The following is a 24,268-nucleotide window of genomic DNA, read 5'->3' on the forward strand; positions in this document are numbered from 1 at the left end:
TGTTGAGGCTCGCCAGCAACGCCACGAATTCATCACCGTCGAACATTTATTGCTGGCACTGCTGGACAACCCCAGCGCGGCAGAAGTGCTGCGCGCCTGCGCTGCCAACATCGATGACCTGCGCAAGGCCCTTGGCAACTTCATCAAAGACAACACGCCTCAGGTCGCAGGCACCGAAGAAGTGGACACCCAGCCCACTTTGGGCTTTCAGCGCGTGATTCAGCGCGCCATCATGCATGTGCAGTCTACAGGCAATGGCAAAAAAGAAGTCACGGGTGCCAACGTGTTGGTCGCGATTTTTGGTGAAAAAGATTCGCATGCGGTGTATTACTTGCACCAGCAAGGCATCACCCGTCTGGATGTGGTCAACTTCATTGCCCATGGCATTCGCAAAACCGATCCGCCTGAATCGGCCAAGTCCGATGCGCCTGCCAGCCCCGAGGCCGAAGACTCCAGTGGCGCAGAGCGCAGCGAAAAAGCCTCGCCCTTGGAGCAGTTCACCAACAACCTGAACCAAGCGGCGAAAGACGGCAAGATTGACCCGCTGATTGGGCGCGAGTACGAGGTCGAGCGCACCATCCAGATTTTGTGCCGCCGCCGCAAAAACAATCCGCTGTTGGTGGGCGAGGCCGGTGTGGGCAAAACGGCGATTGCCGAGGGCCTGGCCTGGCGCATCACGCAGGGCACCGTGCCCGACATCTTGGCCGAGGCCACGGTGTATTCGCTCGACATGGGCGCTTTGCTGGCGGGCACCAAGTACCGAGGTGACTTTGAGCAGCGCCTCAAAGGCGTGCTCAAGTCACTCAAAGACAAGCCCAACGGCATCTTGTTCATCGACGAAATCCACACCCTCATCGGTGCCGGTGCGGCCTCGGGCGGCACGCTGGACGCGTCCAATTTGCTCAAACCGGCTTTGTCCAGTGGCCAGCTCAAGTGCATTGGGGCCACCACCTTCACCGAGTACCGGGGCATTTTTGAGAAAGACGCCGCCTTGTCGCGCCGCTTCCAAAAAGTGGACGTGGTCGAACCCACGGTGTCCGAGACCGTGGACATCCTCAAAGGCCTCAAGAGCCGCTTTGAAGACCACCACAGTGTCAAGTACACCGTCGCTGCATTGCAAGCTGCGGCCGAGTTGTCGGCCAAGTTCATCAACGACCGCCAGTTGCCTGACAAGGCGATCGATGTGATCGACGAGGCGGGTGCGGCTCAGCGCATCCAGGTGCCGTCCAAGCGCAAAAAGACCATTGGCAAAGCCGAGATCGAAGACATCGTGGCCAAGATCGCGCGCATTCCACCGGCCAATGTGTCCAACGACGACCGCAGCAAGTTGCAAACCATCGAGCGCGATTTGAAGTCGGTGGTTTACGGCCAAGACAAAGCCTTGGAGGTGCTGGCCTCGGCGGTCAAAATGGCCCGCTCAGGCCTGGGCAAAACGGACAAGCCGATTGGCTCCTTCTTGTTCTCAGGCCCCACCGGTGTGGGCAAGACCGAAGCGGCCAAGCAACTGGCCTACATCATGGGCATTGACCTGATCCGCTTTGACATGTCCGAGTACATGGAGCGTCACGCGGTCAGCCGCCTGATCGGTGCGCCCCCGGGTTATGTGGGTTTTGACCAAGGTGGCTTGCTGACCGAGGCCGTGACCAAAAAGCCGCATTGCGTGCTTTTGCTCGACGAGATCGAAAAAGCCCACCCGGACATTTTTAACGTACTGCTGCAAGTCATGGACCATGGCACCTTGACCGACAACAACGGACGCAAGGCCGATTTCCGCAACGTGATCATCATCATGACCACCAATGCGGGCGCGGACACCATGAACAAGGCCACCATCGGCTTCACCAACCCGCGTGTGGCTGGCGACGAGATGGTTGACATCAAGCGCTTGTTCACCCCTGAGTTCCGCAACCGCTTGGACTCGATCGTGAGTTTCCGGCCGCTGGACGAGCAAATCATCTTGCGCGTGGTCGACAAATTTTTGCTGCAACTGGAAACCCAGCTGGCAGAGAAAAAGGTCGAAGTCACCTTCACCGATGCGCTGCGCAAGTTCTTGGGCAAGAAGGGCTTTGACCCCTTGATGGGTGCGCGCCCAATGCAGCGCTTGATCCAGGACACGATTCGCAAAGCCTTGGCCGACGAATTGTTGTTTGGGCGCTTGACCGAAGGGGGACGCCTGACGGTCGACATCGATGCCAAAGACGAGGTCTTGCTCGACATCACACCCAACCCGAAAAAGGAGAGCCGCGTTTCGCGCTCGGAGCCCGCCGAGCCGGAAGAGGCCACCGCAAGCTGAGTGCTGAGTGGCCAGCTTTGGATGCGCATGGGCGCCAGAGGTGCTTGAGATTCAGCCAAAAAGGCCCTCCTGGGCCTTTTTGGCTGTCCACGCTGAGCAGGCGCTTTGAGGCAAGGCGCTCTTTGATTTACCCCTCTTGGGCACCTGTTGCGCCCACATCGCGGCTTATCTGCGCCTGCCCCCACCCAGCAAGCTGCCCAGCACACCGCGCACGATTTCTCGGCCAATGGCAGAGCCGGCGGTTCGCACAGCACTTTTGACCACCATTTGGGCAACCCCATCGCGTTGTCCACCGCGTGGCCCTGTGCTGCCAAAAAGCATGTCTGAAAGGCCCCCCATCAAACCCCCATTGGTCGATTCGGCGGCGGGCTGAGACTGCGCTTGGCCCGGCAGGGGCGGGGCACTGTCAGACCTGGGGGCTTGGCTTTTGAGTGTTTCAAAGGCCGACTCTCGGTCCAGCGCTTGCTCGTAGACGCCTGCCACCAAAGAGCCTTGGATCAGCGCTTGGCGTTGCTCAGGGGTGATGGGGCCAAGCTGGCTGCCCGGTGGGAACACGAACACCCTCTCGGTCTCGCTGGGACGGCCCTTGGCATCCAGAAAACTCACCAGAGCTTCACCCACCGCCAACTCGGTGATGGCCGCCTCAATGTCCAGCCCCGCCTTCGGGCGCATGGTTTGCGCGGTGGATTTCACCGCCTTTTGGTCGCGTGGGGTGTAGGCCCGCAAAGCATGTTGCACGCGGTTGCCCAATTGGCCCAACACACTGTCCGGAATGTCCAGCGGGTTTTGCGTGACGAAATACACCCCCACGCCTTTGGAGCGGACCAAACGCACCACCAACTCAATGCGCTCGACCAATGCGGCCGGCGCATCTTTGAACAACAAATGCGCTTCGTCAAAAAAGAACACCAGTTTGGGTTTTTCGGGGTCGCCAATTTCGGGCAGCACCTCGAACAGCTCGGACAACATCCAGAGCAAAAAGGTGGCATAAAGGCGCGGCGAATTCATCAGCTTATCGGCCGTCAGAATATTCACCACACCTTGCCCTTGCGCATCGGTTTGCATGAAATCTTCGATGTTGAGCATGGGCTCACCAAAGAACTTGTCGCCGCCTTGGCTCTCTATTTGCAGCAAACCGCGTTGGATCGCCCCGATGCTGGCCGCACTGATGTTGCCGTACTCGGTGGTGAAAAGCTTGGCGTTGTCGCCCACATACTGCAGCATGGCCCGCAGGTCTTTCATGTCCAAGAGCAACAGGCTGTTGTCGTCGGCGATTTTGAAGACCAGGTTGAGCACCCCGGCCTGTGTCTCGTTCAGGCCCAACATGCGCGTGAGCAACAAGGGCCCCATGTCCGAGATGGTGGCGCGCACGGGGTGGCCGTGCTCGCCAAACACGTCCCACACCGTGGTGGGGCAAGCCAGCGGTTCGGGCAGTTCAAGCCCTCGGTCTTGCAGCACCTTCGCCAGTTTTTCGCCGATCTTGCCGCGTTGGCTGATGCCTGTGAGGTCGCCTTTGACGTCGGCCATGAACACAGGCACGCCGAGGCGCGAAAAACTCTCGGCCAGGGTTTGCAGGGTCACCGTTTTACCGGTGCCAGTAGCCCCGGTAATCAAGCCGTGGCGGTTGGAAAGGCCAGGCAGCAGGTGACACTGCGCTTGGGTGTTTTGAGCAATCAACATTGGATCAGCCATTGAAAATCTCCTCCCTGAAGTGAAAAGTAAAATCCAGACTCTAGGTTAAATCAACATTCAAGGAATTTACGATGGCTGGCCACAGTAAATGGGCAAATATTCAGCACCGCAAGGGGCGGCAAGACGAAAAACGCCAGCGCATCTGGACCCGTGTGGTGCGAGAAATCATGGTGGCTGCCCGCACCGGCGGTGGTGATGTCAGCGCCAACCCCCGTTTGCGCTTGGCCATCGAAAAAGCCAAAGCCGCCAACATGCCGGCCGACACCATCAAGCGCAATGTGGACAAAGCCACCGGCAACCTCGAAGGCGTGAGCTACGAAGAGATCCGCTACGAGGGCTACGGCATCGGCGGCGCGGCCATCTTGTTGGACACCATGACCGACAACCGGGTGCGCACAGTGGCCGAAGTGCGCCACGCACTGAGCAAGCACGGCGGCAATTTGGGCACCGAGGGATCGGTGGCCTTTCAGTTCAAACACTGTGGTCAACTGATTTTCGCGCCGGGTACACCTGAAGATCAGGTGATGGAGCTGGCCCTGGAGGCGGGGGCTGAAGACGTGATCACACACGCAGACGGTGCCATCGAGGTGCTCACCGCTTATGCCGAGTTTGAAACCGTGAAAAATGCACTTGTGGCTGCGGGCCTGGTTGCGGACCTGGCCGAAGTGACCATGCGAGCGGAAAACAGTGTGGCCTTGAGCGGCGAAGAGGCTGCCAAAATGCAAAAATTATTGGATGTGTTGGAAGATTTGGACGATGTGCAAAACGTGTTCCATAACGCTGAAATTGAAAATTAAGGACACGTGATGAAAGTATTGGTTGTTGGCGGTGGTGGGCGAGAACACGCCATGGCGTGGAAGTTGGCACAGTCCCCCAAAATTCAACAGGTTTATGTCGCCCCCGGCAATGGGGGCACGGCCAAAGATGCGCAGCTCATCAATGTGCCGATCACAGATGCGGTGCAATTGCGGCAGTGGGCCTTGGACCAGCACATCGGGCTGACCTTGGTCGGCTCCGAAGCCCCCTTGGCAGCGGGCATCGTGGACGACTTTCGGGCGCATGGTTTGCGCATCTTTGGCCCCACACAAGCGGCGGCCCAACTGGAAAGCTCCAAAGCATTTTCCAAGGCCTTCATGCAGCGCCACGGCATCCCCACGGCTGCATTTGAAAGCTTCACCGACCCCGCTTTGGCCCACGCCTATGTGGACCGACAGGGCGCGCCCATCGTGGTCAAAGCCGATGGCCTGGCCGCCGGCAAGGGCGTGGTGGTGGCCACGACGCTGGCCCAAGCCCATGCGGCGATCGACTTCATGCTGCTGGACAACACCTTGGGTGTGGCCCACAACGCGGGCGGTGCGCGGGTGGTGATCGAAGAATTTTTGCCTGGTGAAGAGGCCAGCTTCATGGTGCTGTGCGACGGCAAAAACGTGGTCGCACTGGCCACCAGCCAAGACCACAAACGCCTGCTTGACGGTGACGAAGGCCCCAACACCGGGGGCATGGGCGCGTATTCGCCGGCACCGGTGGTCACGGCCGAGGTGCACGCGCGCGCCATGCGCGAAGTCATCTTGCCCACCATCCGGGGCATGGAAAAAGACGGCATCCCCTACACCGGCTTTTTGTACGCGGGTTTGATGATCGACCCGCAAGGCCGCGTCAAGACGCTCGAGTTCAACTGCCGCATGGGTGACCCTGAGACCCAGCCTATTTTGATGCGCCTGAAATCGGATTTTTTCGAAGTCTTGATGGCCGCCACATCGGAAGGTTTAGACAACTGTGAGATGGCCTGGGACCGGCGCGTGGCGCTGGGCGTGGTGATCGCCGCCCAAGGCTATCCTTTGAGCCCGCGCACTGGCGACGCCATTCAAGGCCTGCCCAAGGACTGTGAGGAGGCCATGGTGTTCCACGCTGGCACCACGCAAAAAGACGGCCACACCGTGAGCTCGGGTGGGCGTGTGTTGTGCGTCACGGCGCTGGCCGATTCGGTCAAGCAGGCGCAGCTAAAGGCCTACCAAGCGGCCAGCCCGATTGCCTTTGACGGCATGCAAATGCGCCGTGACATTGGTCACCGCGCCATCAAAAACGGCTGAAAACGGCCGCGTTTCAGGTGATTTGCCCCTTCAAACTTGTTTCAGCGCCAGAAAGTTACCCATGAGCACCCATTTTGAAATTGGCGCGGTCAAAAATTACCTCGTCGGCTTGCAGGCCCGCATCACCAGCGCCTTGACCGCTCTGGATGGCACCCCGTTTTTGAGCGATGCTTGGCAAAAAGACCCCGGCGAAAAATTGCAAGGCAATGGCATCACCCAAATTTTGGAAGGCGGTCCGATTTTTGAACGCGCTGGTTGTGGCTTCTCGCACGTCACCGGGCCGCAATTGCCCCCATCGGCCACGCAGCATCGGCCAGAGCTGGCCGGTTCGGCCTTCGAGGCCATGGGCGTGTCTTTGGTGTTCCACCCGCGCAACCCCTATGTGCCAACGGTGCACATGAACGTGCGCATGATCGCGGCCAAACCCGAGGGCAAGGCCCCGGTGGCCTGGTTTGGCGGGGGCATGGACTTGACGCCTTACTATGGTTTTGACGAAGACGCGGTGCACTTTCACCAAAGCTGCAAAGACGCGCTGAAACCCTTTGGCGAGGCCTTACACCCCCGCTTCAAGACCTGGTGCGACGACTATTTTTGCAACAAACACCGCCACGAGCAGCGCGGCGTGGGCGGCGTTTTTTTTGACGATTTTTCCGAATTGGGCATGGACCCAAGTTTCGCCATGCTGCAAAGCGTGGGCGACAGTTTGCTGGGCGCTTACATGCCGATCGTCGAGCGCCGCAAAGACATGGCCTACGGTGAGCGCGAGCGTGATTTCCAGTTGTACCGCCGGGGCCGCTATGTCGAATTCAACCTGGTGTGGGACCGGGGCACGCATTTTGGGCTGCAGTCGGGTGGCCGCACCGAGTCGATTTTGCTGTCCATGCCGCCCGAAGTGCGTTGGTCTTACCAGCGCCAAGACGCGCCGGGTTCGCCCGAGGCGCGTTTGCTCAGCCATTTTCTGGTGCCCAAGGACTGGGTTTGACCCTGCCGCCCATGTCGCCCATGCCGCAAGGCACACGCCCCCCGGATCGCAAGCTCAGGCGCTTGGGCATTTTTGGCGGCGCGTTCGACCCGCCGCACCAAGCCCATGTGGCCTTGGTCACTGCGGCCATGGCCCAACTGGCGCTGGACCAGGTGCGTGTTTTGCCCACCGGACAAGCCTGGCACAAACCGCGTGAGCTGAGCCCGGCAGTGCACCGCCTGGCCATGGCCCGGCTGGCTTACCAAGACCTGCCCCAGGTGTGGGTGGACGATCGAGAAATCCAGCGCCCAGGCCCCAGTTACACCTTGGACACCTTGCGCGAACTCCAGAGCGAGTTTCCCGCTGCGCAGCTGTATTTGTTGCTTGGCGATGACCAGCGGCGCGCCTTGCCGTCTTGGCGCGGCATCGGCGAAATCACCCGCATCGCTATAATCTGCGCCGCAGGGCGCGACGCGGCAGTGCGTGCTTGGAACCAGGCCCCTGACGCACCTGCTGGTCCACCCCCACTCCCCGACGTACTGTCCGCGCGCACACTTTCCCTGGACATGCCATTGATGCCCCACAGTGCCACGGACATCCGCTTGCTGGCTGCTGCGCAGCAGACCCTGACCGGTCTGGTGCCCCCCGCTGTTGAGCGCTATATTCACGACCACCACCTCTACAGGCCCCATTGATGACCGACAACGCAGCGAAAAAAGACATTCAAAAACTTCAGCGGGCCATCGTGGACGCCTTGGAAGACGTCAAGGCCCAAGAAATTCAGGTGTTTGACACCGAACACCTGTCTTCCTTGTTTGAGCGGGTCATCATCTCCTCCGGCACCTCCAACCGCCAGACCAAGGCCCTGGCCGCCAGCGTGCGCGACAAAGTGCGCAACGCGGGTTACGGCAAGCCCCGCATGGAAGGCGAAGACAACGGCGAGTGGATCATCGTGGACTGTGGCCAAGCGGTGGTGCACATCATGCAGCCCACCATCCGCACTTACTACAACTTGGAAGAGATCTGGGGCGGCACCCCGGTGCGCCTGAAGTTCGGTGCGCCCAAGCCATTGGCCACGGCCGAGGTCAAAGGGCACATCAAGAACTCGGTGGCCAAAAAAGCCAGCGCCAAAACCGGTGCGGCCAAGGCGACAGCGGCCAAGCCTGCCGCCCAATCGGCCAGCCCAGCACCCAGCAAAGCCAAGCCCGCCTTGAAAGCGCCTGCGAAATCGGCCAAGCCAATGGCCAAAACTGCTGTGAAATCAGCCGTTAAATCAACCGCTAAAACGGTCGCCAAAACGCCGGTCAAGACAGCCGCCAAGTCGGCCGTTTCAGCCAAGGCCAAACCCGCCGCCAAGTCGGCCGCGCCAACACCGGCCAAAAGCAGCAAGCCCGCCCTGAAAACTGTGGGCACACCCGCGGCCAAACGCAGGGCCAAGCCCGCAGCCCCATCGGCCTCCAAAACAGCCGCCAAACCTGGCGCGAAACCCGCCGCCAAAAAAGCCCCAGCGCGCAAGGCCGTGCAAGCCAGTACGCGCCGCAAAACCGATTGAGCCTGCATGAAGCTGCTGATCGTGGCGGTCGGCCTGCGTGTGCCCGACTGGGCGCAAACCGCCTGGGACGATTACGCCAAACGCTTCCCGCCTGAGCTCAAAGTCGAGCTCAAGGCGGTCAAAACCGAGCCACGCAGCTCTAAAACCCTGGCCACCCTGTACGCTGCCGAGCGCCAACGCATCGAAGCGGCCATCCCCCGGGGCAGCCGCACCGTGGTGCTCGACGAGCGAGGCACCCCCCTGAGCACCCAAGCTTTGGCCACCCGCTTGACCCAATGGCAGTTGAGCGGCGACGATGTGGCCTTGGTGATTGGCGGGCCCGATGGCCTAGAGCCCGAGTACAGGCAGGCTGCACACGAGCGCATCCGCCTGTCGGACATGACTTTGCCCCACGCCATGGCCCGGGTGCTCTTGATCGAGCAGCTTTACCGGGCTTGGTCCATCAACGCCAACCACCCCTACCACCGCGAATGAGCGACTTCATCTACCTGGCCTCTCAAAGCCCCCGGCGCAGCCAGTTGCTGGACCAAATCGGTGTGGCCCACCAACTGCTTTTGGCCGGCCCCGACGAAGACGCTGAGTCCTTGGAAGCGGTGCACGGCGCAGAGGCACCTGCTGTCTACGTGGCGCGTGTCACAGGCCTCAAGTTGGACGCGGCCATGCAGCGCCTCAAAGGTCAAGGCCTGCCCGCAGCCCCGGTGCTGTGCGCCGACACCACCGTGTGCCTGGGCCGTGAAATTTTCGGCAAACCGGTGGACCAGGCCCACGCCGTGCGCATGTTGCAGCGTCTGTCTGGCCAATCGCACCGGGTGCTGACCGCCGTGGCGGTGCAAAAGGCAAGCCAACGCGAAGCCACGGTGTGCGAGTCATGGGTGCGCTTTGCGCCCATGAGCGCCGCGCACATCCGCGCCTATGTGGGCACGGGTGAACCCATGGGCAAAGCCGGGGCTTACGGCGTGCAGGGCAGGGCGGCCGCCCACATCCTGCAGATCCGGGGCAGCTATTCAGGCATCATGGGTTTGCCACTGTTTGAGACCGCCGCCTTGCTGCGCAAGTTGGGCGTACGTTTCTGAAGATCTCCAACCCGGTGCCCCTTATGCAACAAGATATTTTGGTCAATTGGTCGCCCCAGGAAACCCGGGTGGCCGTGGTCGAACTCGGCGCAGTGCAAGAGCTGCATGTTGAGCGCACGCTGGAGCGGGGCCTGGTGGGCAATGTTTATTTAGGCAAAGTGGCCCGTGTTCTGCCCGGCATGCAATCGGCATTCATTGACATTGGCCTTGAAAAAGCGGCTTTTTTGCATGTGGCCGACGTGTGGCAAAAACATGCCGAGGGCGAAGCGGCATCCGCCCGAACCGGTCAGCCGCTGGTGCCGATTGAAAAGCAAGTGTTCGAGGGCCGCGCCCTCATGGTGCAGGTCATCAAAGACCCGATGGGCAGCAAAGGCGCGCGTTTGTCCACGCAGATCAGCATCGCGGGTCGGCACCTGGTGTTCTTGCCGCAAGATGACCACATTGGCGTGTCGCAAAAAATTCCGGCCGAGCAACGCGATGCCTTGCGCCAGCGCTTGCAGGCTTTGGTGGGTGCAGCCGGCGGCGGCTTTATTTTGCGCACCAACGCCGAAGACTCCAGCGACCAAGAGCTGCAAGACGACATTGCCTACCTGCGCAAAACCTGGACCCGCATCAAAGAGGCGTCCCTGCGTCTGCCGCCCACGTCTTTGTTGCAGCAAGACCTGACGCTGCTGCAACGCGTGTTGCGCGATCTGGTGAGCGAGGCCACGCAAAGCATCCGCATCGATTCGCATGAGCAGTTCAAGCAGCTGCAGGCCTTTGGCGAGGAGTTCATGCCCAAAGCGGCCGAGCGCTTGCAGCACTACAAGGGTGAACGCCCGATTTTTGACCTCTACGCGATTGACGAAGAAGTGGCCAAAGCGCTGGGGCGGCGGGTGGAGCTGAAGTCGGGCGGTTACCTGATCATCGACCAAACCGAGGCTTTGACCACGGTGGACGTGAACACCGGCGCTTATGTGGGAGCGCGCAATTTCGAGGACACGATCTTCAAAACCAACTTGGAGGCGGCCCAGGCCATTGCCCGGCAATTGCGCCTGCGCAACTTGGGCGGCATCGTGATCGCCGACTTCATCGACATGTCCCGCAACGAGCACCAAGACGCGGTGCTGGCCGAGTTCCGCAAGCAGTTGGCGCGCGACCGTGTGAAAACCATGGCGGGCGGTTTTTCATCCTTGGGTTTGTTGGAGATGACGCGCAAACGCACGCGCGAGTCACTGGCCCACATGTTGTGCCAACCCTGCCCGAGCTGCCAGGGCAAAGGCATTGTCAAAACACCGCGCTCGGTGGTGTACGACATCTTGCGTGAAATCTTGCGCGAAGCGCGCCAGTTCAACCCGCGCGAGTTCCGCATCGTGGCCGCATCGGCCGTCATCGACTTGCTGCTGGACGAGGAAAGCCAGCACCTGGCCGGTCTGTCGGACTTCATTGCCAAGCCGATTTCTTTGCAGGTCGAGACCGCCATGGGCCCCGAGCAATACGACATCGTCTTGCTCTGAAACCCTTCAAGCGCCAGAGCCTGCCTGGGTCAAGTCGTCCGGCAAGCTCGCCTCACTGGCCCATTCACCCCGGTGGTACAGGCGCGCATAGGCGCCGCCCCGGGCCAGCAATTCGGCAGGCGGGCCTTCTTCGACAATGCGCCCGCGCTCCATCACCACCACCCGGTCGGCATGCTCAATGGTGGACAGGCGGTGCGCCACGATCAAGGTGGTGCGCCCCTGCATGAGTTTTTGCAAAGCCTCTTGCACCAGCCGTTCCGATTCGTTGTCCAGCGCCGAGGTGGCTTCGTCCAAAATCAAGATCGGGGCGTCTTTGTAGACAGCCCGGGCAATCGCCAAGCGCTGGCGTTGCCCTCCCGACAATTGGCTGGCGTTGTGGCCCAGCAGCGTGTCCAGGCCCTGCGGCAGGGATTGCACATGGCTCCACAGATTGGCCGCTTCCAAGCATTGACGCACTTTGAGCACGTCGAGCGCTTGGCCCAAGCAAACATTGGCGGCCAAGCTGTCGTTGAGCATCACCACATCTTGGCTGACCATGGCCATCTGCTGGCGCAGACTGTCTAACTGCCATTGCGGCAGGGGCACACCGTCCAGCAGCACTTGGCCACTGGTGGGGTCTAAAAAGCGCGGCAACAATTGAACCAAAGTGGTTTTCCCGGCACCCGAGGCCCCCACCAAAGCCACCGTTTCTCCCGGCAAAACGCTCAAATTCAGTTCAGCCAATGCTGGCGAACCATCGGGGTCGAACTGCACACCCACACTTTGCCACTCGATCGCACCGTTGGCGCGCGCCACTTGGTGTTGGCCCTGGCTTTCTTCGGGGGCGTCGTGCATCAGGGCCAGACCCCGCTCCAGTGCGGCCAAACCCCGTGTGATGGGGTTGGCCACGTAGGCCAAGCGCTTGATCGGGGCGATCAGCATCAACATGGCGGTGATGAAGGCGACAAAGCCCCCCACCGTGGCTCCGGAGCCAACTTCACGGCTTTGCACCAAAGCGATCACCAGCACCAAGGACAAGGCAATCGCGGCCATGATTTGGGTCAAGGGTGCCAAGGCCGCCGAGGCGACCGTGGACTTGAGGGCCAGACGCCTTAGGCGCTGGCCCAGCGCATTGAAGCGGCCGAGCTGCTGAGACTGCGCCCCGTGCAGACGCACCATGCGGTGCGCCAAAACGTTTTCTTCCACCACATAGGCCAAGTCGTCGGTGGCTTTTTGACTTTCTTTGGTCAGGCTGTACAGGCGGCGCGACAACACCTTGGTGATCCAACTCAGGCCCGGCGCAACGGTGAACACCACCAAGGTGAGTTGCCAGTTGAGCCACATCAAATAACCCACCAAGGCCAAGAGGGTAAAACCATCGCGGGTCAGGCCTATCAAGGCCGACACCAACTGCGATGCGCCGATTTGCACCTCGTAGACCACGGTGTTGGACAAGGCGCTGGCCGATTGGCGGCTGAACAGCGACAAGTCTGCCCGCATCAATTTGGCAAACAGGTCGCTGCGCAGCTTTTCCATGCCGTCGTTGGTCACGCGGGCCAGCGCATATTGCGATACAAAATGGGCCAAACCGCGAACGATAAACAAACCGATGACCACCAAGGGGATGGTCCACAAGGGCAAATCGTTTTCCGCAAAACCATTGTCCAGCAAGGGCTGGAACAAAGCGGGGATCATGGGTTCGGTCAGGGCTGCCACCAAAGTGGCCCCGATGGCCAAAGCCCAAACACGGCGTTGGCGAACAAAATACGGCTTCAAGCGGGTCAGCCGATGAATGATGCCTGGTTGCTGGGCCGAGGTGGAGGCGCTAGGTGTTGTGGGCTGCATGTGCGTGTGGATTGTAAGCAGGCCAATGAATGGCTTGGCCTGACCCCCCCATGTTGGCTGAATGGACTTGGTTTTTTCAGTCGCCATTGGTTTTCAAGCTTTGATGCGCCGGGCTTTAGGGTCCAGATCACGCTTTGTCGGTGTACGATGCAGCTTTTAGCTTGCTAAACCCAATTTAGATGGACATGACATCGTTTTATTTGCCCATTAAATGGCTTTCAAATGGGCTTGCAAAAATCTCTGCAATGCCTTGGGGTCAATGGCTCGCTCATTTTTGCGGCATTTTCGTACTCTGGAGCTTGACTGGCACGGCCTTTGCCCAGTTTCGGGTCGAGATCACCGGGGTCGGCTTGACGCAGCTGCCCGTTCTGATCGCGCCCTTCAAGGGTGAGGGTCAACTGACCGACAAAATCGCAGACATCGTGCAAGCCAATTTGTCGCGCAGCGGCCAATTCAAGCCTTTGCCATCTTCGTCATTGGTGTTGGACGAAATGAGCCGACCTGACTGGCCTGCTTTGCGGCCTTTGTCGGCCGAGGCTCTGGTCGCGGGGTCTGTGACCCGCTTGGCCAATGGCCGCTTTGAGGTGAGAGCCCGTTTGTGGGACGCCGTCAAAGGTGCTGAAAAGGCCGACTTCAAAGACCAAGTAGCTGCCGCAGACATCCGGCTTGCAGCCCACCGCTTGGCCGATTGGGTTTACCTGCAACTGACCGGGACCCCCGGGGTTTTTAATTCACGCATCACCTACGTCACAAAATCTGCAGGCCGATACAACCTTTGGGTGGCCGACTCCGATGGCCAAGGTGCTCGCTCTGCCCTGAGCAGCCCTGAGCCCATCATTTCCCCGTCGTGGTCGCCCGCAGGCACCCATTTGGCCTACGTGTCTTTTGAGTCGCGCAAGCCGGTGGTTTATGTGCATGAACTGAGCACGGGCAAGCGGCAGGTGGTGGCCAATTTCAAAGGCTCCAACAGCGCGCCTGCTTGGGCACCAGACGGCTTGTCATTGGTCGCAACCCTCAGCCGTGAAGGCGGGTCACAGTTGCACCGCGTGTCCTTGCAGGGGGCACCACCGCAGCGCCTGACCTCGGGCAGCATCAACACCGAGCCTGCTTTTTCGCCAGATGGTGTGTGGCTTTATTTTGCCAGCGACCGAGGCGGTAGCCCGCAAATTTACAAAATGCCTGCTGCAGGCGGGCCTGCTCAGCGCGTCACGTTTACAGGCAACTACAACATCTCTCCCGCCATCAGCCCTGATGGCCGTTGGCTCGCCTATGTGTCGCGCTTGGCCAGCGGTTACCGTCTGCACTTGATGGAACTGGCCACGGGCCAAGTCACAGCTGTGACCGACAGCAACGCCGACGAACGCCCCAGCTTCGCGCCCAACAGCCGTTTGTTGGTCTACGCCACCAAGCAAGGTGGTGAGGCCTTGATGACCACCACACTCGATGGTCGCATCAAAGCCAGATTGGCGGGTCAGGGCGGTGACATTCGCGAGCCCCATTGGGGACCGGTTCGGCCCTGACGCACGTATTTTTCGGTTGGTTTTATTTTCAAGAGGTGAAGTATGAAAAAGCAGTTGTATCCGGTTGTGCTTGTGGGTTTGTTTTTGACGGGGTGTTCTTCTGGTGTCAAGCTCGACGATGTGCCCGTGGTGGACAGAACCGCAACAGCTTCAGCACCGAGTTCGTCGGGAGTGAATGTGCAGCCAGTGGGTGTCGACCAAGGTGGCGCTCAAATCGCGGCACCGACCACCTTGGAGCCTTCGAACGAGCCCGGACAAGGGCCGCTTGGCGTAGCCCATATCGTATTTTTTGATTTCGACAGTTATGTCTTGCGTGCTGAAGCGCGCCCGGTGATCGCCGCGCACGCCCAGTTTTTACAAAAAAACCCGCAGCGCAAAGCCAACTTAGAGGGCCATACCGATGACAGCGGTGGTCGCGAATACAACTTGGCACTGGGTCAAAGACGTGCCGATGCGGTGCGCCAAGCTTTGAGCTTGTTGGGCGTGTCCGAGACACAACTGGAAGCGGTCAGCTACGGCAAAGAAAAGTTGGTGGCCTTGGGCAGTTCCGAAATGGAGCAGGCGCAAAATCGACGTGTTGAGATCCGTTACTGAGTCGGCCATGATGAAGCTTCGCTCTCCTTGGCGGCTGTTCGGCATCTCTGCGCTCTTGGTTTTGAGTGGCTGGGCGGGCAGCGCCCATGCCGCCTTGTTTGGAGACGACGAAGCCCGTCGCGCCATTTTGGACTTGCGTCAACGGCTAGAGCAGTCCAACGCTGCCAACCAAGCGCTGATTGAGCAAAGTGCTCGGGCCCAAAGCCAGTCGATGGCCAATTTGCGCAGTGCTTTGCTCGACTTGCAAATGCAAATTGACACACTCAAAACCCAGTTGGCCCAAAGCTTGGGTGCACAGGAGCGGCTGGCCAAGGACTTGACGGAGCTGCAACTGACGCAAAAAGATTTGCTCAAGACCTTTGACGATCGATTGCGCCGCTTCGAACCCGTCACAGTGAGCTTGGACGGTCAGGATGTTTTGGTCGACCCCGCTGCCAAAGTGCAATACGACAACGCCATGGTCCTTTTTCGCCAAGCTGACTTTGTCGCTGCCCAAAAGGCGCTCGATGGTTTTGTGCAGCGCCATGTCGGCAGTGCGTATGTGCCAACTGCCCTTTTTTGGCTGGGCAATGCCCAATATGCCAACAAGGCTTACCGAGATGCGGCGGACAACTTTCAAAAACTTTTGAGCCTGGCCCCAAAGCACCCTCGCGCACCCGAGGCCATGCTGGCCATCTCCAATGTGCAAATCGAGCTCAAAGACCTCAAGGGGGCTCGCCTGACTTTGGAAGACCTGATCAAAAACCACCCCACTTCGGACACCGCAGTCACCGCACGTGAGCGGCTTGTGCGCTTACGCTGAGTGCTCATGCCATTGATCAACCCAGAAGAACTGGCGCGTTTGACTGACCTGGTCCTGGCCGCCAGCTTTGTCTTGTCCGCACTGGCTGGGGCCTTGATTCATCGGGGGCATTTTTGCACCATGGGTGCCATCAGTGACTGGGTGCTGATGCGCGACGCCACGCGCTTGCGCCAGTGGGCTTTGGCCATGGCCACGGCCATTCTCGGTTTTGGAGCCATGTCGTGGGCAGGTTGGGTCAGTCCTTTGCAAACGATTTACGCATCCTCGCAGTTGAGTTGGTTGTCGGCTGTTGTGGGTGGCGCTTTATTCGGCATTGGCATGGTGATGGCTTCGGGTTGCAGCAGCAAGTCCTTGGTGCGATTGGGCGCGGGTAACTTGAAATCTTTGGTGGTTTTGATGGCCATGGCCGTCGTGGCGATGGCGTCGATGCGCGGTCTGACTGCCGTTTGGCGGGTCAACCACCTCGATCCAGTGAGCTGGGACCTTGTCCACGGTCCTTTTGTCGGCCAATGGGTGTCGGCATTTTGGGGGCTGTCATTGCCTCAGGGCATGGGCCTCAGTGCCTGGGTGGTGGCCACGGTTTTGCTGGTTTGGGTGGTGCGCGAGCGCAGTTTCAATACCGCATCCAACTGGTTCACGGGTGCTGGTTTAGGGCTGTTGGTGGTCTGCATGTGGTGGGTCAGTGGTGTCTTGGGTTTTGTCCCCGAGCACCCTGAGACCCTTGACCCTGTGTTTTTGACCACACACAGTGCCCGCATGGAAGCGATGAGCTTCACGGCCCCCGTGGCCTATTGGATGGACGCCTTCATGTACTTCAGCGATGGCACCAAACGCTTGACGCTGGGCATGGCGAGCGCGCTGGGGGTGCTGTTTGGGGCCTGCGTGAGCGCGCTGACTCAAGGCAGCTTCCGATGGGAAGGCTTTACCCACCGTGCGGACCTTGTGCAACACCTGCTGGGTGGCAGTTTGATGGGCTTGGGCGGGGTGTTGGCCATGGGCTGCACTTTTGGCCAAGGCTTGAGCGGCATGTCCACCTTGAGCTTGGGCAGTTTCTTGGCTGTGCTGGGCATTTTTGCGGGATCATTCAGCGCATTGCAGTGGCAAATGCGCCAGTCTTGATGCATGAGCGCCTTGCGCGCATTTACCTAGCCACACCGATCGACCATGACCTTGTTTCAGACCTCTGCCCCAAGCTCAGCCCCTGAGCTCGCGCTTTCAGGTGAAGAGGCCATGCGGCGTTTTGGCGGACTGCAGCGCTTGTATGGTGTGCCAGGCGCCCAACGCATCCAGCAAGCCCATGTGGTGGTGGTGGGCATTGGCGGGGTGGGCTCCTGGGCTGCTGAGGCACTTGCGCGCAGTGGTTTGGCCCGCCTCACACTGATCGACATGGACCACATCTCAGAGTCCAACATCAATCGACAAATTCACGCCTTGAGCACCACCACGGGCCAGTCCAAAGTGCTGGCCATGCAAGAGCGCATCGCCTTGATTCACCCTGATTGCCAAGTCGATGCGGTCGATGATTTTGTCAGTCCCGCAAACTGGCCTTTGTGTTTGCCCGCTCAGCCCGATGCGGTGATCGACGCCTGTGACCAAATCAAAGCCAAAGTGGCCATGGCCCACTGGGCATTGCAAACAGGCGTGGGTTTCGTCACCGTGGGCGCCGCAGGCGGTAAGCGCCTGGCGCACAAAGTCGACATCGGCGATTTGGCGCACATCACGCATGACCCCTTGTTGTCCCAATTGCGCTACCGTTTGCGCAAACACCACGGCGCAGCCAAGGGCGAAAAAAGCATGGGCATCCAGGGCGTCTTTAGCCGTGAACCGGTGGCTGCGCCCGATGCGACTTGTGCGATAGAAGGCGACGGTTCGCTCAACTGCCACGGCTATGGCTCTGTGGTCAGCGTCACGGCCACTTTTGGCATGTGCGCCGCGTCCGCCATTTTGAATTTTTTGGCCAGCTCGCCAAAGATGTCAAAAAATAAAGGCTATAATTTGAGTCTTGCTGCAGTGCAACCACCCGCAGCAAAGGGACCATAGCTCAGTTGGTAGAGCAGCGGACTTTTAATCCGTTTGTCGTGGGTTCGACCCCCGCTGGTCCCACCAGTCATCAAGTAAAAACACCCTGTATGAAAGTGCTGGGTGTTTTTTTATGTGGGCTTGATTTCACCTGCATGGCAGCAGCAAGGCAGCTGCAAGGTTTATGCGTTCAGTCTTGAAAAAAGGTGCTGCCTTGCTCGGCGAGCAGCGCCTTGTGCAACACAGCCTGGGTCATTGCCGGTCGCAGCGCTTTACACCGTGCTGGCTTCTTCCAACAGGGATGTCAGCTCCAACCAACGTTCTTCCAAGCTTGCCACCTCGTCTACCAAGGCTTTGAGGCGGCGACCTGCGTCGGCCATCTCGGCAGGTGAAATGGGCGTGGTCAGCAGAGCTTCCAACTTGGTTTTTTCAGCTTCGATGCTGGCCATTCGCTGCTCGTTTTGCTCCAGCTCTTTTTTCAGTGGGCGCGTTTGGGCGGCCAATTGCTGGCGTTTTTGCGCATCTTGTTTGCGCTGCTCGGCGCTGCTGAGGCTGCTGGCAAGGGCGGGGTTTGCAGCTGTCTTCGAGGTGTTGACCGCGATCCTTGTGGGGGCTGCTGCGTTAGGGCTCGCGGGTGCACAAGGCGTGTCCACTGCTTGGGCATGGGCCTGAGTGAGCGCGGTGACCGCATTGAGCGCAATGGCGGTGGGGGCCGCAGCATCCCGGGCCGTGTTTTTGGCCAGTTCGCGCAAGCGCTTGGACTCTTCCAGCAGGTACTTCTGGTAATCGTCCAGATCGCCGTCAAAAGGCTCGACCTTGCCCCGGCCCACCATCCAGAACTCGTCGCACACCGCACGCAGCAAGGCGCGGTCGTGGCTGACCAGCATGACAGTGCCTTCAAACTCGTTGAGTGCCATCGACAGCGCCTCACGCGTGGCCAAGTCCAGGTGGTTGGTGGGTTCGTCCAGCAGCAGCAAATTGGGCCGTTGCCAAACGATCATGGCCAGCACCAGGCGGGCTTTTTCGCCGCCGCTCATGGAGCCCACGGACTGTTTGACCATGTCGCCACTGAAGTTGAAAGTGCCCAGGTAATTGCGCAAGTCTTGCTCGCGGCTGGGTTCACCGCTGTTGGGGCCCAGCTCTTTGGCCAAGCGGATCATGTGCTCCAGCGGGTTGTCATTCGGGTGCAGCACATCGAGTTCTTGCTGGGCAAAGTAACCGATGTTCAGGCCCTTGCCCTCGGTCAAAGTGCCTGCCAGCAGCGGCATGGTGCGGGCAATGGTTTTGACCAGGGTCGACTTGCCCTGGCCGTTGGCCCCCAAGATGCCGATGCGCTGGCCCGCCAGCACCGATTTGCTGACGCCTTGCAAAATGGCTTTGGGCTCCTCGTCCACGGTGTAACCAAAGCGGGCGTCGCTGATGGCCAGCATGGGGTTGGGCAGGTTGTTGGGCTCTTTGAAGCCAAAGGTGAATTCGGCATCGGCCAGCAGCGGCGCCACTTTTTCCATGCGCTCGAGCGCCTTGACCCGGCTTTGCGCCTGCTTGGCCTTGCTGGCCTGCGCTTTGAAGCGGGTGATGAATTTTTGCAAGTGGGCGATTTTGTCTTGCTGCTTGGAAAATGAGGCCTGTTGCAGCTCCATCTGTTGCGCACGCAAGATCTCAAATGCGCTGTAGTTGCCGCCGTAGCGCGTCAGTTTGGTGTGGTCAATGTGCAAGGTGACATCGGTCACCGCGTCCAAAAATTCGCGGTCGTGGCTGATCACGATCATGGTGCCCGCGTAGCGCTGCAACCAGGCTTCCAGCCACACCAAGGCGTCCAAGTCCAGGTGGTTGGTGGGCTCGTCCAGCAGCAAGATGTCGGAGGGGCACATCAGCGCCCTGGCCAATTGCAAGCGCATGCGCCAGCCGCCCGAAAAGCTGTTGACCGGGTTGTTGAGTTCGTCCACCCGAAAGCCCAAGCCCAAAATGAGTGCTTCAGCGCGGGGCAGGGCGTCGTGGTCGCCCGCATCGGCCAGGTCGGTGTAGACATGGGCCATTTCCATGCCGTCGCCGCTGGCCTCAGCGGCGACCAGGCGCTGGCGCAATTCGGCCAAGCGGGTGTCACCTTCCAGAACAAAGTCTGATGCAGGCTGGTCGGTCTCGGGCATGTTTTGCGCCACCTGACCCATGCGCCACTGGCGCGGCATCTCAAAATCGCCGCCGTCTTCGGTCAAGGTTCCGTTGAACAACGCAAACAAGGTGGATTTGCCCGCGCCGTTGCGCCCAACCAAACCGACTTTTTCTCCCGGGTTGAGGGTGACAGAGGCTTTGTCCAGCAGCACCTTGGTGCCCCGGCGCAGGGTGACGTTTTTGAGGTTGATCATGTGAAAAACAGTGTCCGGACCCATTCCGGGATAAACAAGAGGCGCAAGCTCTGGCGCTGATGCCAAAAACTCAACCCGGCATTTTCGCCGATGTGGGGGCCTCTGAGTGGCAATGGGCCGAAAGAAAGGCTGGTGAGCTGACCCGGGGTGAAGCCCTTCAGAGGCTGAGCAAGGCCTCTCGGGTGATCAGCAGCACCTGATCGTCGCCTGCGCTGGTGTCAAGCCAAGCGACTTCGAGTTCAGCAAATGCTGCCATGAAATGTTCGATCTCATTGCCGATTTCCAGCACCAAAATGGCGTGCGCGCTCATGCGCGATGGCGCGTCCTTGAACAACTGGCGCACAAAGTCCATGCCGTCTGTGCCACCGGCCAGCGCCAACGCGGGTTCGGCGCGGTACTCGGCCGGCAAGGCGTCCATGCTGGCTTGGCACACGTAAGGCGGGTTGCACAGGATCAAATCAAACGGGCCTGGCAAAGCAGACAGGCCATCGCTGTGCAGCAGCTTCACGCGCTCTTGCAGGTCGTGGCGCGCCAGGTTGATGGCGGCCACGGCCAGCGCGTCATGCGAAATGTCGGCCCCGGTGACTTGCACCTCGGGCCAGGCCAGCGCGGCCAACACAGCCAGGCTGCCGTTGCCGGTGCACAAATCAAGCACGCGCTTGGTCTGGTCAGACAGCCACGCGTCAATCGTGCCGTCGGCCAGCACCTCGGCGATCAGGCTGCGCGGCACGATGGCGCGCTCGTCGATGTAAAAAGACACGCCTTGCAACCAGGCTTCTTGCGTCAGGTAGGCGGCGGGCTTGCGGGTGGCGATGCGCTGTTCGATCAGCGCGGCGCAGGCCGCTTGCTGCTCAGGTGTCACGCTGTGTTCGGCCACGTCGTCCAAGTCGGTGTCCAGAGGCAGGCCCAGACGCCAAAGCACCAGCCAGACGGCTTCGTCAAAGGCGCTCTGAGTGCCGTGGCCAAAGGCCACGCCGGCTTGCGTCAGTCGCTCGGCCGATGCCGCGATCAAACCCGAAAGGGTCCATGCGCTCATGCAGACAGACCTGCATTGAGTTGTTCCAGCGTGCGCCGATAAATGGCCTTGAGCGGCGCGATGTCACTCAGCGCCACATGCTCGTTGACTTTGTGAATCGTCGCGTTGGGTGGGCCAAATTCGATGACTTGTGGGCAGATTTGCGCGATGAAGCGGCCGTCGCTGGTGCCGCCGGTGGTGGACAGCTCGGTGGCGAGGCCAGTCTCGTCGGTGATGGCTTGCTGGATGGCGGCCACCAAGGTGCCCGGTGTGGTCAAAAACGGCAGGCCGCCGAGGGTCCAGTTCAGCGCGTATTTCAAACCCTGTTTGTCCAGCACGGCGGTCAGGCGCTGTTGCAGGCTTTCGGGTGTGGACTCGGTGCAAAAGCGAAAGTTGAAGTCGACCACGCAGTCGCCGGGGATCACATTGCCCGCGCCTGTGCCTGCGTGGATGTTGCTGACCTGCCAGCTGGTGGGCGGGAAGAAAGCATTGCCCTCGTCCCAACGGATCGCCACCAGCTCGGCCAGCGCCGGGGCCAGGCGGTGGATCGGGTTGTCGGCCAGGTGGGGGTAAGCAATGTGGCCTTGCACGCCTTGGACGGTGAGTTTGCCGCTCAGGGTGCCGCGTCGGCCGTTTTTGATCATGTCGCCGGTTTTCAGCACCGAGGTGGGCTCGCCCACGATGCAAAACTGCGGCGCTTCGCCGCGCGCCACCAGTTCTTTGCAGACCACCACGCTGCCATCCAGCGCGGGGCCTTCTTCGTCGCTGGTCAGCAAAAAGGCGATGCCCAGTTGTGGGTCGGGGTGCTTGGCCAAAAATTCTTGCACCGCCACGACCATGGCTGCCAGCGAGGTTTTCATGTCGCTTGCGCCCCGACCAAACAGCTTGCCGTCGCGGTGGGTGGGGGTGAAGGGGTCGCTGTGCCATTGCGTGAGCGGCCCGGTGGGCACCACGTCGGTGTGGCCCGCAAAGGCCAGGGTCTGGCCCGAGCTGCCCGCGCGCTTGGCCCAGAGGTTGCGTACGCGGAAAGTCTCTGGGCCAGAGTCCATGAATTCGCAGACAAAGCCCAGCGGCTGCAAGGCCTCGGCGATCAGGTCCAGGCAGCCCGCATCGTTGGGCGTGACCGAGGGTTTGGAGATCAGCTGCTCGGCCAGGCGCAGGGTGTCGTGACAGGTGGTGGCGGTGTTCATGGTTCAGACTTTGCTGGGGTGGGCGCGCACAAATCGGGCGATGCGCTCGGCCGCTTCCAGGCATTCGGCGGTCTCGGCCACCAGCGCCATGCGGATGCGGCCTTGGCCCGGGTTTTTGCCTTTGACGTCGCGCGCCAGGTAGCTGCCGGGCAGCACGGTCACGTGTTCTTGGGCGTACAGGGCTTGCGCAAAAACCGCGTCCTCGCCTTGCCAGCCTGCAGGCACACCGGCCCACAAATAGAAACTCGCATCGGGCAGTTGCACGTCCAGCACTTGGGCCAACACGGGCGTGACCTGGGCGAACTTGGTGCGGTACTGGTTGCGGTTGTCCAGCACGTGCTGCTCGTCCCCCCAGGCGGCGATGCTGGCGGCTTGCACCACCGGGCTCATGGCGCTGCCGTGGTAAGTGCGGTACAGCAAAAACGCCTGGATCAAGGCCGCGTCACCCGCCACAAATCCACTGCGCAAGCCCGGCACATTGCTGCGCTTACTCAGGCTGGTGAAGGCGATCAGGCGTTTGAAGTCGGTGCGGCCCAACTGGTGGGCGGCTTCCAGGCCGCCTAAGGGCGCTTGCTCGCGGAAATAAATCTCGCTGTAGCACTCGTCAGAGGCGATCACAAAACCGTGTTGGTCGGACAGCGCGAACAGCTTTTGCCATTCCGACAAGGGCATGACCGCGCCTGTGGGGTTGCCGGGTGAGCACACAAACAGCAGTTGGGTGCGGGCCCAAACCTCGGTGGGCACGCTGTCCCAGTCGTTGGCAAAGTTGCGCGCCGGGTCGCTGGCCACGTAGTGCAAATCGGCCCCAGCCAACAGAGCCGCGCCCTCGTATATTTGGTAGAAGGGGTTGGGGCTGAGCACCGTGGCGCCGGGCAGGTTCGGGTCGATCACGGTTTGCGTCAGGGCAAACAAGGCTTCGCGCGAGCCGTTCACCGGCAGCACTTGGGTGGCTGGGTCCAGGCTCAATTGGTAACGGGTTTTCAGCCAAGCCGCGCAGGCTTGGCGCAAAGCGGGCTCACCGGCGGTGGCTGGGTAAGCCGACAAGCCCGTGGCCACCGATGCCTTGAGCGCTTCTTGGATAAAAGCCGGTGTGGCGTGTTTGGGTTCGCCAATGCCTAGGCTGATGTGGCGCAGGGCGGGGTTGGGCGTGACGCTGGCAAACAGCTTTTTCAGCCGTTCAAAGGGGTAGGGTTGCAGCTTGGCAAGAAGGGGGTTCATCAGCAGATTATCCGGGATGCAAAGGCCCCATTGACGGGGGGCGGCTTTTGTAACTTCTCGCGCGCTGTCAAGGCATCTTGGCCATTCCTGTCAGTTACCATTGATGCTTTCAATGCCCTGGCCGTTTGGGCTGGTCCCCAGTCCAAACTGAACCCTTTTTATTACAGTCGTGCGCCTCAATTCCATCAAGCTTTCCGGCTTCAAATCGTTCGCCGAACCGACCAACTTCCTGCTGCCCGGGCAGCTGGTGGGCGTGGTCGGGCCCAACGGTTGTGGCAAATCCAACATCATGGATGCGGTGCGCTGGGTGCTGGGCGAGTCCAAGGCGTCTGAATTGCGTGGCGAGTCCATGCAGGACGTCATCTTCAACGGCACCACCACCCGCAAACCGGCCAGCCGGGCCAGTGTGGAGTTGGTGTTTGACAACGCCGACCACCGCGCGGGCGGGCAATGGGGTCAATTTGCCGAGATCGCGGTCAAGCGCGTGCTGACCCGCGACGGCAACAGCAGCTACCACATCAACAACCAGCCGGTGCGCCGCCGTGACGTGCAGGACGTGTTTTTGG

At 60.4% G+C, this 24,268-nt stretch carries 21 protein-coding genes and 1 tRNA gene; 16 read left to right on the top strand and 6 right to left on the bottom strand.

Annotated features, from left to right (window positions below):
• Window positions 1-2,293, top strand: a 2,293-nt coding sequence (clpA, locus tag ACIQ39_RS09635) for an ATP-dependent Clp protease ATP-binding subunit ClpA (protein WP_396434394.1), incomplete at its 5' end; no start/stop codon positions are given.
• A 165-nt stretch (window positions 2,294-2,458) separates the two neighbouring features.
• On the opposite strand, the gene ACIQ39_RS09640 is transcribed toward clpA, so the two are convergent.
• Window positions 2,459-3,985 carry a helicase HerA-like C-terminal domain-containing protein gene (locus ACIQ39_RS09640; RefSeq protein WP_396434395.1) on the bottom strand — a complete coding sequence of 509 codons (1,527 nt, stop codon included), beginning with the start codon at window positions 3,983-3,985 and terminating at the stop codon, window positions 2,459-2,461.
• A 71-nt stretch (window positions 3,986-4,056) separates the two neighbouring features.
• Here ACIQ39_RS09640 and ACIQ39_RS09645 point away from each other — a divergent pair, with 71 nt between their 5' ends.
• From ACIQ39_RS09645 to rng, 8 genes are all read left to right on the top strand, one after another.
• Window positions 4,057-4,782 (top strand): YebC/PmpR family DNA-binding transcriptional regulator, encoded by a 726-nt coding sequence (locus ACIQ39_RS09645; protein WP_396434396.1) that lies wholly within the window; start codon window positions 4,057-4,059, stop codon window positions 4,780-4,782.
• A gap of 9 nt (window positions 4,783-4,791) precedes the next feature.
• On the top strand, window positions 4,792-6,075 hold the full coding sequence (gene purD / locus ACIQ39_RS09650; RefSeq protein ID WP_396434397.1) for a phosphoribosylamine--glycine ligase: 1,284 nt from the start codon (window positions 4,792-4,794) through the stop codon (window positions 6,073-6,075).
• Window positions 6,076-6,136: 61 nt separating this feature from the next.
• Complete coding sequence (gene hemF / locus ACIQ39_RS09655; RefSeq protein WP_396434398.1) at window positions 6,137-7,057, top strand: oxygen-dependent coproporphyrinogen oxidase; 921 nt, start codon at window positions 6,137-6,139, stop codon at window positions 7,055-7,057.
• 20 nt (window positions 7,058-7,077) lie between these two features.
• Window positions 7,078-7,731: a nicotinate (nicotinamide) nucleotide adenylyltransferase gene (gene nadD / locus ACIQ39_RS09660; protein WP_396434414.1), complete on the top strand. Its 654-nt coding sequence runs from the start codon at window positions 7,078-7,080 to the stop codon at window positions 7,729-7,731.
• Window positions 7,731-8,588, top strand: a complete 858-nt coding sequence (gene rsfS, locus ACIQ39_RS09665) for a ribosome silencing factor (protein ID WP_396434399.1) — start codon at window positions 7,731-7,733, stop codon at window positions 8,586-8,588. The genes nadD and rsfS overlap by 1 nt, the downstream gene beginning before the upstream one ends.
• A 6-nt stretch (window positions 8,589-8,594) precedes the next feature.
• Window positions 8,595-9,062 (top strand): 23S rRNA (pseudouridine(1915)-N(3))-methyltransferase RlmH, encoded by a 468-nt coding sequence (rlmH, locus tag ACIQ39_RS09670; RefSeq protein ID WP_396434400.1) that lies wholly within the window; start codon window positions 8,595-8,597, stop codon window positions 9,060-9,062.
• Window positions 9,059-9,661 carry a Maf family protein gene (locus tag ACIQ39_RS09675; protein ID WP_396434401.1) on the top strand — a complete coding sequence of 201 codons (603 nt, stop codon included), beginning with the start codon at window positions 9,059-9,061 and terminating at the stop codon, window positions 9,659-9,661. Before rlmH ends, ACIQ39_RS09675 begins: the two co-directional genes overlap by 4 nt.
• Before the next feature lie 23 nt (window positions 9,662-9,684).
• A complete protein-coding gene (gene rng / locus ACIQ39_RS09680) occupies window positions 9,685-11,157 on the top strand; it encodes a ribonuclease G (protein WP_396434402.1) in 1,473 nt (490 codons plus the stop codon).
• Between the two features lie 6 nt (window positions 11,158-11,163).
• Here rng and msbA read toward each other — a convergent pair whose 3' ends face one another.
• Entirely contained in the window at window positions 11,164-12,981 is a 1,818-nt protein-coding gene (msbA, locus tag ACIQ39_RS09685) for a lipid A export permease/ATP-binding protein MsbA (RefSeq protein ID WP_396434403.1), read from the bottom strand.
• 299 nt (window positions 12,982-13,280) lie between these two features.
• Here msbA and tolB point away from each other — a divergent pair, with 299 nt between their 5' ends.
• The 6 genes from tolB (at window position 13,281) to ACIQ39_RS09715 (ending at window position 18,003) form a co-directional block, all read left to right on the top strand.
• A complete protein-coding gene (gene tolB, locus ACIQ39_RS09690; RefSeq protein WP_396434404.1) occupies window positions 13,281-14,501 on the top strand; it encodes a Tol-Pal system beta propeller repeat protein TolB in 1,221 nt (406 codons plus the stop codon).
• 42 nt (window positions 14,502-14,543) lie between these two features.
• Window positions 14,544-15,095, top strand: a complete 552-nt coding sequence (pal, locus tag ACIQ39_RS09695) for a peptidoglycan-associated lipoprotein Pal (RefSeq protein ID WP_396434405.1) — start codon at window positions 14,544-14,546, stop codon at window positions 15,093-15,095.
• A 7-nt stretch (window positions 15,096-15,102) separates the two neighbouring features.
• Window positions 15,103-15,897 carry a tol-pal system protein YbgF gene (gene ybgF / locus ACIQ39_RS09700; protein ID WP_396434406.1) on the top strand — a complete coding sequence of 265 codons (795 nt, stop codon included), beginning with the start codon at window positions 15,103-15,105 and terminating at the stop codon, window positions 15,895-15,897.
• A 6-nt stretch (window positions 15,898-15,903) separates the two neighbouring features.
• On the top strand, window positions 15,904-17,016 hold the full coding sequence (locus ACIQ39_RS09705; protein ID WP_396434407.1) for a YeeE/YedE family protein: 1,113 nt from the start codon (window positions 15,904-15,906) through the stop codon (window positions 17,014-17,016).
• A 111-nt stretch (window positions 17,017-17,127) separates the two neighbouring features.
• On the top strand, window positions 17,128-17,937 hold the full coding sequence (locus ACIQ39_RS09710) for a ThiF family adenylyltransferase (protein WP_396434408.1): 810 nt from the start codon (window positions 17,128-17,130) through the stop codon (window positions 17,935-17,937).
• A tRNA-Lys gene (locus ACIQ39_RS09715) sits at window positions 17,928-18,003 on the top strand. Before ACIQ39_RS09710 ends, ACIQ39_RS09715 begins: the two co-directional genes overlap by 10 nt.
• Window positions 18,004-18,188: 185 nt before the next feature.
• Here the strand turns inward: ACIQ39_RS09715 and ACIQ39_RS09720 are convergent.
• The 4 genes from ACIQ39_RS09720 to dapC form a co-directional block, all read right to left on the bottom strand.
• Entirely contained in the window at window positions 18,189-20,279 is a 2,091-nt protein-coding gene (locus tag ACIQ39_RS09720; protein ID WP_396434409.1) for an ATP-binding cassette domain-containing protein, read from the bottom strand.
• A 157-nt stretch (window positions 20,280-20,436) separates the two neighbouring features.
• Window positions 20,437-21,315: a 50S ribosomal protein L3 N(5)-glutamine methyltransferase gene (prmB, locus tag ACIQ39_RS09725; protein WP_396434410.1), complete on the bottom strand. Its 879-nt coding sequence runs from the start codon at window positions 21,313-21,315 to the stop codon at window positions 20,437-20,439.
• On the bottom strand, window positions 21,312-22,484 hold the full coding sequence (gene dapE / locus ACIQ39_RS09730) for a succinyl-diaminopimelate desuccinylase (RefSeq protein ID WP_396434411.1): 1,173 nt from the start codon (window positions 22,482-22,484) through the stop codon (window positions 21,312-21,314). The genes prmB and dapE overlap by 4 nt, the downstream gene beginning before the upstream one ends.
• Window positions 22,485-22,487: 3 nt before the next feature.
• Window positions 22,488-23,702, bottom strand: coding sequence for a succinyldiaminopimelate transaminase (gene dapC, locus ACIQ39_RS09735; protein WP_396434412.1), 1,215 nt, complete (start codon window positions 23,700-23,702; stop codon window positions 22,488-22,490).
• 169 nt (window positions 23,703-23,871) lie between these two features.
• Here dapC and ACIQ39_RS09740 point away from each other — a divergent pair.
• Window positions 23,872-24,268, top strand: a 397-nt coding sequence (locus tag ACIQ39_RS09740) for an AAA family ATPase (protein ID WP_396434413.1), incomplete at its 3' end; no start/stop codon positions are given.

Source organism: Limnohabitans sp. (assembly GCF_044361645.1).
Lineage (GTDB): Bacteria > Pseudomonadota > Gammaproteobacteria > Burkholderiales > Burkholderiaceae_C > Limnohabitans_A.

Coding starts and splice junctions, on each gene's coding strand:
- ACIQ39_RS09640 (WP_396434395.1), bottom strand. CDS start 3,985: ATGGCTGATCCAATGTTGATTGCTCAAAACACCCAAGCGCAGTGTCAC.
- ACIQ39_RS09645 (WP_396434396.1), top strand. CDS start 4,057: ATGGCTGGCCACAGTAAATGGGCAAATATTCAGCACCGCAAGGGGCGG.
- purD (WP_396434397.1), top strand. CDS start 4,792: ATGAAAGTATTGGTTGTTGGCGGTGGTGGGCGAGAACACGCCATGGCG.
- hemF (WP_396434398.1), top strand. CDS start 6,137: ATGAGCACCCATTTTGAAATTGGCGCGGTCAAAAATTACCTCGTCGGC.
- nadD (WP_396434414.1), top strand. CDS start 7,078: ATGCCGCAAGGCACACGCCCCCCGGATCGCAAGCTCAGGCGCTTGGGC.
- rsfS (WP_396434399.1), top strand. CDS start 7,731: ATGACCGACAACGCAGCGAAAAAAGACATTCAAAAACTTCAGCGGGCC.
- rlmH (WP_396434400.1), top strand. CDS start 8,595: ATGAAGCTGCTGATCGTGGCGGTCGGCCTGCGTGTGCCCGACTGGGCG.
- ACIQ39_RS09675 (WP_396434401.1), top strand. CDS start 9,059: ATGAGCGACTTCATCTACCTGGCCTCTCAAAGCCCCCGGCGCAGCCAG.
- rng (WP_396434402.1), top strand. CDS start 9,685: ATGCAACAAGATATTTTGGTCAATTGGTCGCCCCAGGAAACCCGGGTG.
- msbA (WP_396434403.1), bottom strand. CDS start 12,981: ATGCAGCCCACAACACCTAGCGCCTCCACCTCGGCCCAGCAACCAGGC.
- pal (WP_396434405.1), top strand. CDS start 14,544: ATGAAAAAGCAGTTGTATCCGGTTGTGCTTGTGGGTTTGTTTTTGACG.
- ybgF (WP_396434406.1), top strand. CDS start 15,103: ATGATGAAGCTTCGCTCTCCTTGGCGGCTGTTCGGCATCTCTGCGCTC.
- ACIQ39_RS09705 (WP_396434407.1), top strand. CDS start 15,904: ATGCCATTGATCAACCCAGAAGAACTGGCGCGTTTGACTGACCTGGTC.
- ACIQ39_RS09710 (WP_396434408.1), top strand. CDS start 17,128: ATGCGGCGTTTTGGCGGACTGCAGCGCTTGTATGGTGTGCCAGGCGCC.
- ACIQ39_RS09720 (WP_396434409.1), bottom strand. CDS start 20,279: ATGATCAACCTCAAAAACGTCACCCTGCGCCGGGGCACCAAGGTGCTG.
- prmB (WP_396434410.1), bottom strand. CDS start 21,315: ATGAGCGCATGGACCCTTTCGGGTTTGATCGCGGCATCGGCCGAGCGA.
- dapE (WP_396434411.1), bottom strand. CDS start 22,484: ATGAACACCGCCACCACCTGTCACGACACCCTGCGCCTGGCCGAGCAG.
- dapC (WP_396434412.1), bottom strand. CDS start 23,702: ATGAACCCCCTTCTTGCCAAGCTGCAACCCTACCCCTTTGAACGGCTG.